The 16,986-nt window shown below is 41.3% G+C and carries 11 protein-coding genes; 2 read left to right on the forward strand and 9 right to left on the reverse strand.

Features of this window, described 5'->3' with window-relative positions; all coding sequences use genetic code 11:
* Nucleotides 1-22 precede the first annotated feature (22 nt).
* Together BLS24_RS02550 and BLS24_RS02555 are read right to left on the reverse strand one after the other, a co-directional pair.
* Nucleotides 23-3,127, reverse strand: coding sequence for a beta-galactosidase, LacZ type (locus BLS24_RS02550; RefSeq protein ID WP_091755870.1), 3,105 nt, complete (start codon nucleotides 3,125-3,127; stop codon nucleotides 23-25).
* Nucleotides 3,128-3,129: 2 nt separating this feature from the next.
* Nucleotides 3,130-5,691 carry a hypothetical protein gene (locus BLS24_RS02555; RefSeq protein WP_091755872.1) on the reverse strand — a complete coding sequence of 854 codons (2,562 nt, stop codon included), beginning with the start codon at nucleotides 5,689-5,691 and terminating at the stop codon, nucleotides 3,130-3,132.
* Between the two features lie 52 nt (nucleotides 5,692-5,743).
* Between BLS24_RS02555 and BLS24_RS02560 the strand changes: the two genes are divergently transcribed.
* Nucleotides 5,744-6,223 carry a ribonuclease FAU-1 family protein gene (locus tag BLS24_RS02560; protein WP_091755875.1) on the forward strand — a complete coding sequence of 160 codons (480 nt, stop codon included), beginning with the start codon at nucleotides 5,744-5,746 and terminating at the stop codon, nucleotides 6,221-6,223.
* Nucleotides 6,224-6,225: 2 nt separating this feature from the next.
* Here the strand turns inward: BLS24_RS02560 and BLS24_RS02565 are convergent, their stop codons facing one another.
* The 6 genes from BLS24_RS02565 to BLS24_RS02590 are packed head-to-tail and all read right to left on the reverse strand — an operon-like array spanning nucleotide 6,226 to nucleotide 11,807.
* Nucleotides 6,226-7,407, reverse strand: a complete 1,182-nt coding sequence (locus BLS24_RS02565) for a cell wall hydrolase (RefSeq protein WP_091755877.1) — start codon at nucleotides 7,405-7,407, stop codon at nucleotides 6,226-6,228.
* A gap of 12 nt (nucleotides 7,408-7,419) precedes the next feature.
* Complete coding sequence (locus tag BLS24_RS02570) at nucleotides 7,420-7,902, reverse strand: deoxycytidylate deaminase (protein ID WP_071177144.1); 483 nt, start codon at nucleotides 7,900-7,902, stop codon at nucleotides 7,420-7,422.
* Nucleotides 7,903-7,926: 24 nt separating this feature from the next.
* Entirely contained in the window at nucleotides 7,927-8,556 is a 630-nt protein-coding gene (upp, locus tag BLS24_RS02575) for a uracil phosphoribosyltransferase (protein ID WP_071177145.1), read from the reverse strand.
* Nucleotides 8,557-8,572: 16 nt separating this feature from the next.
* The gene (gene rpiB / locus BLS24_RS02580) at nucleotides 8,573-9,001 is read right to left on the reverse strand and encodes a ribose 5-phosphate isomerase B (protein ID WP_091755878.1); all 429 of its coding nucleotides are present in this window, start codon (nucleotides 8,999-9,001) and stop codon (nucleotides 8,573-8,575) included.
* A 39-nt stretch (nucleotides 9,002-9,040) separates the two neighbouring features.
* Nucleotides 9,041-10,099, reverse strand: a complete 1,059-nt coding sequence (locus BLS24_RS02585) for an L-threonylcarbamoyladenylate synthase (protein WP_091755879.1) — start codon at nucleotides 10,097-10,099, stop codon at nucleotides 9,041-9,043.
* Nucleotides 10,100-10,103: 4 nt separating this feature from the next.
* A complete protein-coding gene (locus tag BLS24_RS02590) occupies nucleotides 10,104-11,807 on the reverse strand; it encodes a glycosyl hydrolase family 18 protein (RefSeq protein ID WP_091755880.1) in 1,704 nt (567 codons plus the stop codon).
* Between the two features lie 703 nt (nucleotides 11,808-12,510).
* Here BLS24_RS02590 and BLS24_RS02595 point away from each other — a divergent pair.
* Complete coding sequence (locus BLS24_RS02595; RefSeq protein ID WP_091755882.1) at nucleotides 12,511-13,311, forward strand: adaptor protein MecA; 801 nt, start codon at nucleotides 12,511-12,513, stop codon at nucleotides 13,309-13,311.
* Nucleotides 13,312-13,364: 53 nt separating this feature from the next.
* Here the strand turns inward: BLS24_RS02595 and nifJ are convergent, their stop codons facing one another.
* Nucleotides 13,365-16,895 (reverse strand): pyruvate:ferredoxin (flavodoxin) oxidoreductase, encoded by a 3,531-nt coding sequence (nifJ, locus tag BLS24_RS02600; RefSeq protein WP_091755885.1) that lies wholly within the window; start codon nucleotides 16,893-16,895, stop codon nucleotides 13,365-13,367.
* Between the last annotated feature and the right edge of the window lie 91 nt (nucleotides 16,896-16,986).

A 16,986-nucleotide genomic window follows, 5' to 3' on the forward strand; every position in this document is an offset into this window, starting at 1 on the left:
TGGTCCTCCCTTTGCTGAATGATTAAATTCCCTTAAAGCTCATTGTAAACTCAAGCTTCTTGTCATTTGGAAGCAGGAATTCTGGATGAGTCTTAGCTCCCCAGCTGTCATCACCTGCGATACCCATCTGAACAAGGCTACATCTAACGATTGTCTTGAATACTCTAGGGAGCTCATAAGGATGCTGTGCAGCCTCAAGCTCATCTGGAGTATATGGAAGAGCGCTGAAGTTCATTGAATCAGGAGCTTCAAATAATAATCCTCTTCCCTTTCTATCTGTGATCTTAGCCCATCTAACGTCTGTTCTATTGCCTGTCTCCTGAGGGACAAGGTAATTCTCCATGGCATCAGTAGTTGTTGTCTTGAAGATACCAAGCTTTGCTCCACGATTTCTATCGATATAGTTCTCCTCAGGACCATTTCCATAGTACTCAACGTTCTTGAAGTCTGGGTTAAATCTGAACATCATACCAAATTCTGGCATTGGAGTAAGTCCCTTAACTGGCTCGTACTCCTCCTTGATCCAAACTCTTCCATCACCTGTTACTGTGTATGTCACAAGAACAGAAGATGCTGGTGTTGTAGGAAGATAATACTTAAATGTAAGGCTTACGCTGTTATTCTCTTCCTTGATGATAGGATACTGGCTTCTGTCCTCAGGTGTTCCGTTTACATAGCCATTGCTCTCTTCTTTTACTACTTTTGTTGTAAGGTATGAGCTTGCAACCTTCCACTGAGCATATCTCTGTGGCATATCATTACCCATATCATTATCAACAGGTGCTCTCCAGAAGTTTGGTCTTGGAAGGGCTTCAATCAGCTCTTTTCCTGCATAGTTATAAGATACAAGACCTCTTTCTCTAGCAAAAAGAACTGAGAAATGATTTCCCTTTACGCCAACATTGTAAAGTCCCTTAACAACAGTAAGTGGAGCGCATGAAACATAAGTAGAAGCTGACTTTCTAAATACGCCCTGACCAAATGCCACTTCGTGTCCAGCCTCAGCCCAAGATGTCTTGTCACGAAGTCTGAAAGATACTGTTACAACATACTCATCAAGAGGGAATGGTCCGTTCTCATCAAATACACCAGTTGGCATGACCGCCATCTTGGCTCTGATCTCTTCAGGAAGCTCATACTCTTTTTCTGTAAGTGGCTCTACATTTGTAGCCATGAGCTTTTCTGCAATCTTCTTGCCGTCTCTCTCAAGGATCACTACGCAGTTATATTCATTAGAATTTGTGAAAAGATTTCTGTTGATAACCTTTACTTTATCTGATGAAACAAATACTTCTAAGCCCTGATAGTTAAACTTAACGTCCTGCATCTTGGCGTATGGCTGACGAAGGCTATCTACAATACCATTTCCACTAAAGTTGTAGTCTGTAGGTCTCTCACCAAAATCTCCGCCATATGCCTGATACTCTTCACCAAAGCAGTTCTTGGTTCTAACTGCCTGATCCACATAATCCCAGATAAATCCACCCTGATAGCGTGGCTCTCTGTTGGCAAGATCTGTATATTTGAACATACCACCAGTAGAGTTAGCCATAGAGTGTGTGTACTCACAGCAGATATATGGCTTGTCATCGTGCTCCTTAAGGAACTTCTCGATGCTCTCTACTGAAGGATACATCTGGCTTTCCATATCACTTGTGTCATTGTAGGTTCTGTCATGGCAAACACCTTCATAATGAACAAGTCTGTCTGGATCAAGCTTTCTAAAGAGGTTACTCATCTCAAATGGAACCTTACCACCATGAGACTCGTTACCAATTGACCAGATGAGAACAGAAGGATGGTTCTTATCAAGCTGATATGTTGTGTTGATCCTATCAAGCATTGCAGCCATGCAATCTTCTCTGCTGCCAGGAAGTGTCATCTCTACCTGCTTTTCTCTAGGGAATCCAGCCCAGCTTCCGTGAGTCTCCATGTTATTTTCTGCGATCATGTAAAGACCATAGATATCGCAGAGCTCATAGAGACGAGCTGAGTTCTGATAATGACTTGTTCTGATCGCGTTGATATTATTCTTTTTCATTGTGATGATATCTGTAAGAGTATCCTCATCAGAAACCACTCTACCTACATCACATGAGAATTCGTGTCTATTTACACCCTTAAATACGATTCTCTTACCATTGATGAGCATAAGACCGTTCTTCATCTCAAAGCGGCGGAATCCTACGTTCTGTCTGATAACCTCAGTGTTCTCTCCTGAAGCATTATTTACATGTAAAAGAAGCTGATAAAGCTGTGGATCTTCGGCACTCCAAAGAATAGGATCCATAACCTTTTCAGAAATAACAACTTCTTCTGCGTTATTAACTGTTCCCTTAACAACAGGATGATTATTTCTAAGAAGCACATAATCTGTTGTACCTGTGCTCTTACCAAGCTTAAGTGTTACTTCAAGCTCAGCCTCTGTAAACTCGTCATTTAAGATAGTTCTAACCTTGAGGTCCTCAAGATGCGCATCTGGCACAAGTCTTAAGAATACATTTCTGTAGATACCTGAGAATCTAAAGAAATCCTGGTCCTCCATCCAGCTGCCTGCAGTCCACTTAAATACCTGAACAGCAAGCTTATTAAGACCACTCTTTATATATGGAGTAAGGTCGAATTCTGATGGTGTGAAAGTATCCTCGCTGTAACCCACATAGCTTCCATTAAGCCAAAGAGCATATCCACTTTCTACACCGTCAAAAACTACGTGTACTTCTTTTCCCTCCCAATTAACAGGAAGCTCAAAGTACTTAACATAGCTTGCCACTGGATTGAACTTCTCAGGAACCTCGCCAAGCCAGATATCCTCGTGTCCATCCCATGGATACTGAGTATTGATATATGCTGGAATATCATAGCCTTCCATCTGAATGTGAGCTGGCACATGAATATCATCCCAAATATTGCAGTTATAATCTTCTTTTTCAAAGCCAGGAATCACAGAGCCATAATTTCTGGCATAGTGAAATTTCCAAAGTCCATTAAGTGAAAGTTCAAGCGAACTTACGCCCTCTGTTAATTCATCATCTGAGCCATATGCTCTATGATCTGAATGAGCTGGAAGCACTCCTTCCTTAAAAAATTCGGGGTTCTTTACATTCTCATAGTTAAAGCTTCCCATAGTTAATCCTCCGTAATGTATGTAATAAAATGATTACCGTTATTTTCAAACAGCTCTTCGGAATCATTCATTCCGCACTTGTAGACCTGTCCAGTCTTTGGATCAAGTAATACTGTATTGAGCTCATTGAAGCCAAGGATCAGCATGGCATCTCCATTGTTCAAAAGAGCCATGACAGGAATATCCTGATTAACATAATAGAGCATAGCTGACAGTGGACATTTATCAAGGTCCAGAACCTTTGCTTCTGCAAGGGAACTCTGCAAAATATTCATGGCTCCCGCGCCGCTCTCTAACATACCTTCTACATCTCGGTTTGTTCCATTAAACTGTAATATCAGATCAAGACATACTGCCACAGAGCTATTGGATGTCATGTTATCATAGCTCTCTGCATTTCGAGTAATAGCCATTATCTGATTTGATCTTGAGAGATTACCCTTAACCCATACATATCTGTTATTATCTCCCATTACAACGCCCGGAGCATTATAAGCATCAAGCACCGCACTTGAAGGATCTGAATAAACTCTTACATCTCCGTCGAGATCATAAACATAATAGAATGGATTGCTGTCAGGATTTCTTTCTATATCCACCACAACGTTCCTATCTCCCTCAAACAACGTCTGATAAGGAGTCAGAACTCTTAGCTGCTTGGTCTTGATCTCATTCTTGGTCGTGATCTGAACTATCTTTTCAAATACATCAACAGAAGCCACGGTAACTACATTGCTGCCGCCATGAACTTCAAGCGTGTTCATGATCTGGTCATCGTAGGTACTCTCATATTCTGTACCTTCTTCATTCTTGACTACTCTGCTGATCTTGAGCTGATTGTCATTTATTGTTATGCCCGTAATGTAAATTCCGTCAGGACTATAATTCTCAAGAACGTTTCCTTCTACATCAACGATCCTAAGTGAATACATTGCATAGATTGGATTGCCCATCTGATCGCTTAGTACGTCATCAGAGTGAACAACTCCGTAGATAAGGTCCTCTCCCATGAATCCCAAAAGGATTATGAAATCACCTTTTTCTGCTTCTATCTCAGATACAGCCCTGGTGTTAAGGTTCATCACATGAAGACTCTTTAAGTCACTACTCTGCCAAGCGATAACTCTTTTTGAATCAGATATCTTGTACTGTCCAGCGCCGATATCATCTACAACAGACTTGGCTTCCTTATCAATAAGGTCTATCTCATAGATATTCTGATCCAGCATGCAGTAAAAGATATTACTATTGCTAACATAGGCAAGCTCATCTATGTAGCTTGTGAGGATCTCCGCGGACCTTGTGCTCTCGATAAAGGCTTCCTCTTCAACTGCGTTTAAAGAAGCATTGTAATCATAAACCGCAATTCCTACTCTTCCTTCATGAAGACCTCTGTTCATGTAACCTGCAACTGCAAACTTTACATTGCCAGCTTCATCCACATTTAATATCTTGATAACGTGTCTGTTCCATCTGGTCCTGATATCATCATTGTCAGTATCATAGAAGCCAAAAAGATAAGCTAGCTTATTTTCTGCGTGATTAAAGGAATACAATCTGTTCTGACTTACAAAGGCAAATGCGGTTCCGCTACTACTTTCAACAAGCTCAATATCAGGGTCCGAAATTCCTAGATTGATGGTATTAGAGCCTATTGAATATGAGCCAGAATCAAATATATAATCCATTGTCCTTTCGTAGTTCAAAAGATAGATCCTGTCTGATGTAAATCTGACTCTGAAATATTCGCATACGTTGTATGTCTTGGTAACCGAGCTATCCTTTAAGGTAACTCTGTACTGAAGTTCAAAGCTACCTGTCTGACCATGGAGGTCTGTCACATACACATCTGGAGCCGTGTGCTTAGTGATATTAAGATCCCCCCATGTAACCTGGTTAAAACTACTGTGAATATTCACATTGCTAAAGGTTGTGTTGTCACCTTCTGAATTAGACTCAAGGTACTTAGAATATTCCTTTGCTTCAGTCTTATTGAAGGTAGCCTTTGAAAAACCAAGGACAAAGGAAAGCTCTTCGTCGAGATTGTATCTGCTGTCATCCTCTGTCCACACAAATCTCGTATAATACTTAGCTTTTCCACTATTTGTTTCCATGATAAACACAAGAACGTACTCATTTCCCGGTGTGATCAGGTCTTTTATCTGAATAGTTCCTGTGATGGCATCACTTGACTCTACATAGTCAGTAATAGCCGTATTCTCAACAAGTCCCTTGCCGTCAATTGTTCTGACTTCGAAGCTGATATCCCATACAGTCTCTCCAAAGGTGTTGATCTTGTATGAAAGAGTTCTATCCTGACCAATTGGAAATACAGCGCCTCTCTGATAATTAACGTCAACGTCTGAAAGATAACCGTGCATGGGGTTAACTTCCTGGTCACCATTAATAAGAGTCACTATTGGAAGCGTTGCCGAAGGCATCTTGGCAGTCATATCCGCATTATCCCCATTGGAGAGCTTGCTGATGACAAAAAGTGCCAGAACAAACACCAAAATTGCGTATACAGTTTTTAATATTGTTATTTTTACTGATCTTTCGCGCATAATTGACTTTCAATTTTAATAATAGTAAGATTTTTCAAAGGAGGATTTTACTATGAAAAATCCTGTTCTCTATCGTAAACGCTTTATCCCAGATGAATGCTTTGAACTTAAAGATGACATCATCCTTGAGCGTACAGATTCTATGATCGTTACTAAATGGTCTGCTATCCGGGCAAAAGAAGATTTCTCAAGCGGATATTCATGCTATTATCTCGACCGCGGCATAAAAGTGAGCAAATTTATCAAAGCTGATGGCTCACTGCATTATTGGTACTGCGACATAGTCACCTATGACTATGATGAAAAAACAAATATACTCTATACTATTGACCTTCTGGCAGACGTGATCATCTATCCAGACGGCAAGGTCAAGGTTGTTGACCTTGATGAATTGTCGGAAGCCTTTGAAAAAGGCCTCATCGATAATACCCTTCTTAAAAAGAGTCTGCTCTCATTGAACAGACTCCTCACAGAAATCTACGATCATGGAATTGAATCCCTTACTCAGCCAATACGAAAATATACTGACTGATATTAGTAGAATACATGCCCTCCAATAGTTGTTCCAGAAAGTCCCGGAACCGGAGTTCTGAAATATACACATGACCCTACATTTGAATAGCCCTTCATGGCTTCATCTGCAGCCTGATAGCAGGATGTAGATGCTCTGCCTTCAGCAAGGGCAAGTGCCAGTCTACCACTGGCAACAGGTGAAAACTGCTTGTTCTGATAAATAACACCCACAACGGTGTCAGGATATACAGAACTAAGCACCCTGTTGATAACTACTGCTCCTACAGCAACCTTGCCTTCATAAGGCTCCGCGCCTGCTTCGCAGTATATAAGATTAGCCAAAAGGTATCTATCGCCTTCAGCAAAACTAACTTCTGAAATATCTCTCCAACTTGAAGATGCAGCCAGCTTTGACATTCTCATTTCTTCTGCAAGCTTGGCTTCTAGAATCTTGATGTCATTCTCCTGAGCTTTGATCTGTTTTTCCAGCTCATCGGCCTTGGCTTCTGCATCAGAAATATCATTGGCATACTGCTTGATAGATCCTGAGGTCTGGCTTACAAGCCCATTTACACGGCTCTGCTCAGCCTGCTGCTTGACCTGATACTCCTCAAGCTGATCCATCTCTTCTTCTAAGGTCTTCTCTTTTTCCTCGATAAGCTTTCTAGTCTCAATATATTCCTGAAACTTCTGCCTGTCATAGGCTGATAAGCTCTCAACATAATTGTTCTGATTAAGGAAACCTGAGAAACTTGTAGCTCCCAAAAGCATATCAAGAAGCATGAAGTTCTGCTTCTCATATATGAACTGAACCCTCTTCTTCATTGAAGCATACTGCTGCTCCTCTGTTTCCCTAGCAGCTTCAAGCTCCGTCTGAGTGTTCTCAATCTCATTTTCCTTGTCACCAATCTGCTCTTCAATCTCAGCAAGGTTATTACTAACCTCTGTCAGCTGATTGTTGAGCGAGTTGAGCTGTCCCTGAAGTGAGGATTTCTCCTCATTCATCTCAGCAATATTTTCCTTGGTGTTATCAAGCTCATCCTGAGATTGTTTCTTTTTCTCTTTTGCCTCCTCAAGCTGTTGCTTGGTGGTCTGTGTAGCCATTACGGGTAATGGTCTTAGCAAAAGAGCTATAGAAATAACAAAGAGAATAGCTCCCTTGAAATATTTAATTGTTTTTCCCCTTACCCCTCTTTTTGTCATAGGCTCTGTTTATTAAATAGTAATCTTTATATTTCTACCACTAGGCTGATACTGATAATATCTCACTCCCGCCGCGTCAAACATCCTCTTTGAGGCTCTTGTTGACGCAGATGAACTATATTTATCGCTATCATAAACAACAGTCTTAATTCCGGCTTGTATTATAGCTTTGGCGCACTCATTACAAGGGAAAAGAGATACATATATCTTGGAACCCACAAGACTTCCGCCGCGATAATTTAAGATTGCATTGAGCTCGCTGTGTGTTACAAATGGATATTTGGTAGACAGCTCATCTTCGCCATCTCTTTCCCATGGAAAATCCTCATCTGAACATCCCTTTGGAAAGCCATTGTATCCCATGGAAAGAATATTATTGTCCTCACTGACGATGCAACTTCCAACCTGTGTATTAGGATCCTTGGATCTCATGGCTGCAAGCTTGGCAACGCCCATGAAGTACTCATCCCATGTTATGTAATCTTCTCTCTTCATGCTGCACCCCCTGTCACATGAATATTACTTTGTTCCAAAGATTCTGTCTCCAGCATCTCCAAGACCAGGTACGATATATCCATGCTCATTGAGTCTCTCATCAAGTGATCCAACATATACGTCAACATCTGGATGTGACTCCTGCATTTCCTTGAGTCCCTCTGGAGCTGCAATGATGCAAAGGAAATGAATGTGCTTGCATCCTCTGTCCTTGAGCATCTGAATAGCTGCCACTGAAGATCCGCCTGTAGCAAGCATAGGATCTACTACAAAAATTTCTCTTTCTGTAATGTCAGCAGGCATCTTGCAGTAGTACTCTACTGGCTTAAGTGTCTCAGGGTCTCTGTAAAGACCAATGTGTCCAACCTTAGCTGCTGGAATAAGTGCCAGCATACCATCTACCATACCAAGACCAGCTCTTAAGATAGGAACTACGCAGAGCTTTCTTCCCTTAAGTTCCTTAACAGTTGTCTTGCAGATAGGTGTCTCTATCTCAACGTCCTGAAGCTGAAGATCTCTAGTTGCTTCATAGCAGATAAGCATAGCGATCTCGCTGATAGTCTGTCTAAAATCCTTTGTACCTGTATCTGTTCTTCTAATGTATCCAATCTTGTGCTGAATCAGTGGATGATCCATAATAACTACTTTTCCCATAGCTACCTCCTAAAAATTATTCTTCTATTTTTTTAATTCTGCGACTATGCTTTTCCATTTCTGAGAATGGTGTATCAAGGAATGTGTCGACAATTTCAAGTGCCTGAACTTCGCCGATCATTCCTCCCCCCATAGCCAGCATATTCGCATCATTATGCTCTCTTGTAAGTCTTGCAGATGTCTTCTCAGAGCAAAGGGCACATCTGATTCCCTTAACCTTATTGGCAACAATTGAGATGCCAATTCCAGTTGTGCAGATAACGATTCCTCTGTCACATACTCCCTGTGCTACAGCTTCTGCAGCTGCTCTTCCAAAATCTGGATAATCGCAGGAATTCTTGTCATATGTACCAAAGTCCTTGTACTCAAGGCCTCTCTCTTCGAGGTGCTTGATCACTGCCACTTTAAGATCAAATCCGCCATGATCACTTGCTAATGCTATCATTTCTAGTACCTTCCTTATCCTATTATAATACAACTCAATTTAGAGTGTTATAACATTGTGACCTGCTGCCTTCAAAAGCCTGTTCATGATAGCCTGTCCAATTCCGCTGTCATCAAAAGACTCTGAATACATGATATCTATCTGTTCATCATCAAATTCTCTTAGAACTTTGAAAAGCTCGTGAGCAATGGTGCTCTCATCTTCTCTATTTCCAACGCTCTTGACTACATCTGCATCATAAAGGCCCTTTGTAGCATCTGTACCGATAACTCCAACTTTCTTGCCAGTAGCCTTAGCCTCTTTTGCCTTGGAATTGATGAAGCTCACAACCTTGTCCTGATCGCCCTGAATGATAGTAAGCTCTCCCTTTGGGGCATAATGTCTGTACTTCATACCAGGCGCCTTAGGACGCTCTGTCGATGTTGAATCTATTATTGTCTTATCTATACTGATCTCTCCTAGGACATCCTTTAGCATCTCTGCTGTGATATACCCTGGTCTCAAGATCATTGGAACTTCAGATGTAAGATCTACGATAGTGGATTCAAGTCCGATTCCAACCTGTCCACCGTCAATTATCATCTCTATCTTGCCAGAAAGGTCTTCCTCACAATACTTGGCGAGTGTAGGACTAGGTCTACCTGATATATTAGCGCTTGGAGCCGCAATATATCCGCCTGATGCTTCGATCAGAGCAAGTGCGATCTTGTTGTTTGGCATCCTAATGGCAACTGTATCAAGGCCACCTGTTGTCTCATATGGCACCTTGTCATTCTTGTTCATGATCATGGTAAGAGGTCCTGGCCAAAAGGCATTTGCCAATTTAATTGCGCTCTCTGGTACCTCTTTTACTATATCCTTGACATCATCCATATTTGAAACATGTACTATAAGAGGATTATCTGAGGGTCTACCCTTAGCAGCGTAGATTTTCTTGGAAGATTCAGGATTGAGGCCATCACCGCCAAGGCCATATACGGTCTCAGTAGGAAAAGCTACAAGTCCGCCTCTTTTGATGATGTCTCCGGCTCTTTTGATGCCTTCAAGAGCCTTATCATCTATGTTATTTTCTTTTACAACTATAACTTCTGTTTCCAATTCCTTATCCCTCGGTAAAACTTGCAATCACATCCCACACATCGCTTGTCTCCATGCCAAGTGACCACTCTGCAATTCCGGCGATGTTGTGTGCCTTCATGGAATCGATTTTCTGTCCGATGGATGTTACATCTTCATTCCAGATCTGATTGAGAGTTCCATCTGAAGATGTATATTCACCATAATTCTGTCCTGCCTCAGCATCCCATTCCATGCTGATCTGATGATTTGCAATATATTCCTGCGCAGTCTTCATGCTGACAGCTTCACTTGAAAGGCTGCCATTTGAAGTGTGCCATATTCTAGTATAAAAAGGCACTGCGTTGATCACTTTTGAAGCATCAACTTCTTTTAAGGTGTTGATGATACCATTTTCTACATATGACAAAGAAGCAACTGAACCAGCTTCTGATGAACCTGCATAATGCTCATCATATCCCATGATAACTACATAGTCAGCTACTGTTCCCTGCTCTTCAAGATCATAGTGATCATTGAAGTTCATAGGTACATAGTTATCGATTGAAAGCACAAGTCCTGCCTTACGGCATGCAACTGAAAGCTCGCGAACAAGCTCAATATATGATTGACCATCCTCTGTTGCGATAAGCTCAAAATCAAAATTGACTCCATCTGCACCACAAGCTGTTACTTCATTTATCACATTGCTAATGAAGTTAGCTCTTGCTGATGCACTTCCCATCATCTGTCCAGTTGATACCTTGTTGTCACTTGTAAAGTTATCAACAAGTACCCATACTTCCATGCCCATACTATGAGCTGTATTTACATAAGAAGATGAAGCAAAGCTCTTGATACTACCATCTTCGCTTGAAAGCTTGATCCATGTTGGAGAAATAACGTTAAGCCCCTTAGCTGATGACACTACGCTTGAAAGTGTATCATTGCCAGCAGGACCACCAATATTGTGGAAGCCAAGATTTATCTTGTGGTCTCTTGTAAGAGAGGTATATTCCTCTTCCACATAGTCTGTAACTGGAATTGGGCTCTTTGTTGTTACGTCGCTTAACTTTTTCTTTTCAACGTAGCCGATATATGAATCTGGGCTCTTAACCTTTACCCAGTTCTCCATTTCTTCAAGGATCACTACAGTATCATCCTTGTGTAGATCCTCTAAGATCTCGCTCTTAACTCCGCCGCGTATCCTAAGCTGAGTATCTTTCTTGACTGTAGCTACCTGCTGATCATCCCAGCTTGTTGTGATCTGAATATGATTAGGATCTGTATATCCAGCATATGAGAAATTAGTGAACTTCTTGACATAATCAAGGGCCACAAGAAGTGTATCGCCGTTCATCTGCGCGATAACATATCCTTCATCCCCATTTCCTCCCTCTGAGTCATACCAAGAGGTTGATCCTATCTCAGTTGTGATGATCTTGGAGGCAGTTGTATAGATAAGTCTTCCATCCTGCACTCCATAATAAAATCTATCGTTGAGATAATTCTGTACTGAATCAAAATCAAGATAATATGTTCCATCCAGGAGAAATGCTCTTTCTGCAAGCATCTCATCTCCATAGATAATTGCCACATCTGTGTCTGAAGTAATACTAAAGTAGTTGTTAAGATCAGCTCTTTCTGTACTATATGAATAGCGTTTTTGTAAAAGCTGAAGCGCATATATTCCGCCCATAATAAAAATAAGGGCGATTATAATAAGCGCTGGAATCACCTTTTTTTTCATGTTCTAGCTCCTTTACAATCGCCCTTTATTATAACATAATTCCTCATTCATTAAAGACTTTATCGGAATTATTCACATTATGCCATTTTTTAGCTAATATCCTCTTACAATCTTGTGTATGTCCAAGGCGGGGTCCTCTTCAATAATACAATTGATGTTTTTTAAGGATTTTTATAGCCAAATTTGATCTGAAGACGGCCAAAAGGTCTTTTTATGTGACAAATCCTTGCAACAGCCTTATTTTGCTCCTTCAGATTTTGACATTATTTAATATTTGCGAGATACCTGCACCGAATCTACTATCTTGCGGCCTTATGAGCTCACAAAATATGGTATAATTAATACACAATAATAACTAAAAATTGTTAATGCTCTAAAAATATGTTTGATGTATTCAGGGGGATTTAAAAAGAAACTATTGTAAGACATTCTGTGATAGGCCACAGAAAAATTGAAAAAATAGACGTTTAAATTCCCTTATGATATTACCGATCGCCTCCCTTCACGATTCACACATTGGAGAGGCATCTCACAAGAAACTATGTTAGCATATAATTCTTAAGATTTACCTACGAATTTTCTTAAGATTTCCTTAAGATGACATAGTTACATCAAAAAATATTAAAATATGTCGATACATCTATTGACATAGATACATGTATCACTTAGTATCTATGTATTCCAAAGTCAGGAGGTGAGCATCATGAAAATTGAAAAAGTCAATGATCACCAGATTAGATGCACTCTTACCAGAGATGACCTTGCGAAGCGCGACCTTAAAATAACTGAGCTTGCTTATGGAACTGACAAAGCAAAAGAGCTTTTTCAGGACATGATGCAGCAGGCCAATTTAGAATATGGTTTTGATGCCGAAGATACTCCTCTTATGATAGAAGCAATACCTATCAATTCTGAATGTATCGTACTCATCATTACCAAAGTCGAGGATCCAGAAGAGTTAGATACTCGTTTTTCAAATTTCGCACCATCTGTCCACGAGGAAGATGATGACGAGGATGAAGATTACGATGACTACGAAGATGGCGACTATGATGAGGATGAAGACGAAGACGTTTCAAGCCTCTTCAAGAGACTCCAGCATAGCAACATGATAGACTTCATGGAATCACCTATGGGAGCTCCTTCATCTGATGCCAAGAAAGTCAAAGAAAAAACATCTGGCACTCGCAAAAAGGGACAGCCTAGTAGAAAAGGTTCGAGAATATTCTCATTTGATTCTCTACACGAGGTTATGAGATTTTCTCATATAGTTAGCAGGAAATTCAATGGTTTGAATACACTCTACAAAAATGAAGTAAGTGGTAAGTTCTATCTGATACTTCATCAGGGTGAAATAGAAGATAATATCTTCGCCAATATCTGCTCAGTTCTTACTGAGTATGGCAAGACTGAGATTGGAAGCACTGCAGAGCAGCAATATCTTGATGAGCATTACACAATAGTTATTAAAGATAATGCAGTTCAGTCTCTTTCAAAAATTTGATCATTGCAAAAAAATGGACCGGTTCTTTTCGAACCGGTCCTTTTATTATGTTTTTAGTTCTTGCCGTAGAGGCTAACGAGTTTCTCGAGATAAGCTCTGTGCTCCTTAGCATGCTCTGCAGCCTTAGCATTAAGTTCTGCAGCTCTCTCAGGATTCTTGAGCTTAAGTGAAAGATATCTAACCTCACCATCAAGGAAGCTCTGGAAGTCTTCTGTAGCTGGCTTAGAATCAAGTGTGAACTTGTTCTCTGCCTGAGGATTGAATCTGAACATATCCCAGTATCCTGTAGCAACAGCCTTCTTCTCTTCGTCCATAACCTTGTTCATACCAGCCTTAAGACCCTGGTTGATACATGGTGCATAAGCGATGATAAGTGAAGGTCCTGGATATGCCTCAGCTTCTTTGATCGCATTGATTGTCTGCTGCATATTTGCACCCATTGCGATCTGTGCAACGTATACATAACCATAGCTCATTGCGATAGAAGCAAGATCCTTCTGCTTGATTTCTTTACCACCTGCAGCGAACTGTGCAACAGCACCTGTAGGAGTAGCCTTTGATGACTGTCCACCTGTATTTGAGTAAACCTCAGTGTTTACAACGAGGACGTTAACATCCTTACCAGATGCAAGTACGTGATCGAGACCACCGAATCCGATATCGAATGCCCATCCGTCACCACCGAAGATCCACTGTGATTTCTTAGCAGCGAAGTCCTTATTCTTAAGAATATACTTAGCTGCATCTGAGCTGTCGCCCTTAAGAGCCTCAACAAGAGCCTCTGTAGCAGCTGTGTTCTCTGAACCAACGTTGAATGTATCAAGCCACTTCTGAGCAGCATCCTTAGCAGATCCGCCAGCAGCTACGATCTCTTCAACCTTCTCCTTGATTGCATCACGGAGTGCGTTCTGAGCAAGTACCATACCCATACCAAACTCTGCGTTATCCTCGAACAGTGAGTTATCCCATGCAGGACCCTGTCCCTTAGCATTTACAGTGTAAGGTGTTGATGGTGAAGAGTTACCCCAGATTGATGTACATCCTGTAGCGTTTGCAACGTACATTCTGTCACCAAAGAGCTGAGTAACAAGTTTAACATAAGGAGTCTCACCACAACCTGCGCAAGCGCCTGAGAACTCAAGGAGTGGCTGCTTGAACTGTGAGCCCTTGATTGAAGCTTCGCCAAACTTAGCAACAACGTCTTCCTTGATAGGAAGTGTTACAGCATAGTCGAAGTACTTCTGCTCATCCTTGTTAGCTGCGATAGCACCCATCTTGAGTGTCTCACCCTTGTTATTACCAGGACATACATTTGCGCAAGATCCGCAACCTGTACAGTCAAGAGCAGAAATAACAACTGAATACTTATATCCATCCATTCCAGCAAGTGGCTTTGTCTGAAGTCCTTCTGGAGCCTTAGCGATCTCATCGTCTGTAAGAGCTACTGTTCTGATAGCAGCGTGTGGACATACAAGTGAGCAGAATCCACATCCGATACATGTTGTAGCATCCCACTTAGGAACGTTAACAGCGATACCTCTCTTCTCGTATGCTGCTGATCCTGAAGGTGTAGCACCATCAACATATGGAAGACAATCAGATACCTTAAGTGTGTTACCTTCCTGAGCATTAACCTTAGCCTGGATGTTGTTAACGAAGTCGATAACATCCTTTCTAGAGCCTTCTGCCTTCTTGAAGTCAAGTCCTTCGTCCTTAGCATCCTTCCAAGACTCAGGAATCTCAACCTTGATAAGATTCTTAGGATCTGCACCAGCATCAATAGCATCCCAGTTCTTCTTAACGACATCTTCGCCCTTACGGCCGTATGTCTTCTGAGCTGCATCCTTCATGAACTTGATAGCATCTTCTTCAGGAATGATCTTTGTGATGTTGAAGAATGCTGACTGAAGGATTGTATTGATTCTTGTAGGTCCCATACCAACTTCAACACCAATCTTAGAACCGTTCATGATGTAGAAGTTGATCTTGTGATCATACATGAACTTCTTAACCTGTCCAGGAATCTCAGTCTCAAGCTGATCTACTGTCCATGGGCAGTTGAGAAGGAATGAGCCACCATCAACAAGTTCCTGAACCATGTTGAACTTGCGAATGTATGAAGGATTGTGGCAAGCTACGAAGTCAGCCTTCTTGATAAGGTATGTTGACTTGATAGGCTTCTTACCAAATCTAAGGTGAGACATTGTAACACCACCAGACTTCTTTGAGTCATAGTCAAAGTATGCCTGAGCATACATGTCTGTGTTATCACCAATGATCTTGATTGAGTTCTTGTTAGCACCAACAGTACCGTCAGCACCAAGTCCCCAGAACTTACAGTTTGTTGTTCCTTCTGGAGTTGTAACAAGAGGAGCACCTGCATCAAGTGAAAGATTTGTTACATCATCCTCGATACCGATTGTGAACTCTTCCTTCTTGTCGTTATTGAATACAGCAACGATCTGTGCTGGAGTTGTATCTTTTGAACCAAGTCCATAACGTCCACAGAATACTGGAACTGACTCGAACTTTGTTCCCTTAAGAGCTGCGATAACATCAAGAGCAAGAGGCTCACGATATGATCCAGGCTCTTTTGTTCTATCAAGAACTTCGATTCTCTTAACTGATGCAGGAATAGCATCAACGAGAGCCTTAGCTGAGAATGGTCTGTAAAGTCTAACCTTTACTACACCAACCTTCTTGCCCTGCTTCTCAAGGTAATCGATTGTCTCCTCGATAGTATCATTTACAGAACCCATAGCTACGATAACTACTTCTGCATTAGGATCACCATAGTAGTTGAAGAGCTTGTAGTCTGTACCAATCTTTGCATTAACCTTGTCCATGTACTTCTGAACAATATCAGGAAGCTCATTGTAACCTGTGTTACAAGCTTCTCTTGTCTGGAAGAAGATATCAGGGTTCTGAGCTGAGCCCATCTGGCATGGATGATTTGGATTAAGAGCGTTAGCCTTGAATGCATCGATTGCATCGTGGTTAACCATCTCATCGAGATCCTTGTAATCCCAAACCTCAATCTTCTGAATTTCATGTGATGTACGGAAACCATCAAAGAAGTTAATGAAAGGAATTCTTCCTTCAATTGCTGCGCAGTATGCTACAGGTGTTAAGTCCATAACCTCCTGTACACTAGAGTCGCAAAGCATTGCAGCACCTGTCTGTCGGCAAGCATAAACGTCTGAGTGATCACCGAAGATGTTGAGGGCATGAGAAGCTACGCAACGAGCGGATACGTTGAATACGCCAGGGAGTCTCTCACCAGCAACCTTGTAGATATCAGGAATCATAAGAAGAAGTCCCTGAGAAGCTGTGTATGTAGATGTAAGAGCACCTACTACAAGTGATCCGTGTACAGCACCTGCTGCACCGGCTTCAGACTGCATCTCTGTAATCTGAACTGTACGGCCGAAAATATTCTTCTTTCCAGCTGTTGCCCATTCATCTACATGCTCAGGCATAACAGATGATGGTGTGATCGGGTACATAGCGGCAACTTCAGTAAACGCATATGAAGCATATGCAGCTGCTTCGTTACCGTCCATGGTTTTCATGTTTCTTGCCATTTTGTTTCCTCCTACCTTTTTTATTGGATTGTTTGGCTTTTTATATTAAATTGTATAGAAAACCTTTGAAATAGCGCAAAAATTCCGTCCA

Origin of the sequence: Butyrivibrio sp. INlla18, assembly GCF_900103635.1 — a bacterium.
Lineage (GTDB): Bacteria > Bacillota > Clostridia > Lachnospirales > Lachnospiraceae > Butyrivibrio.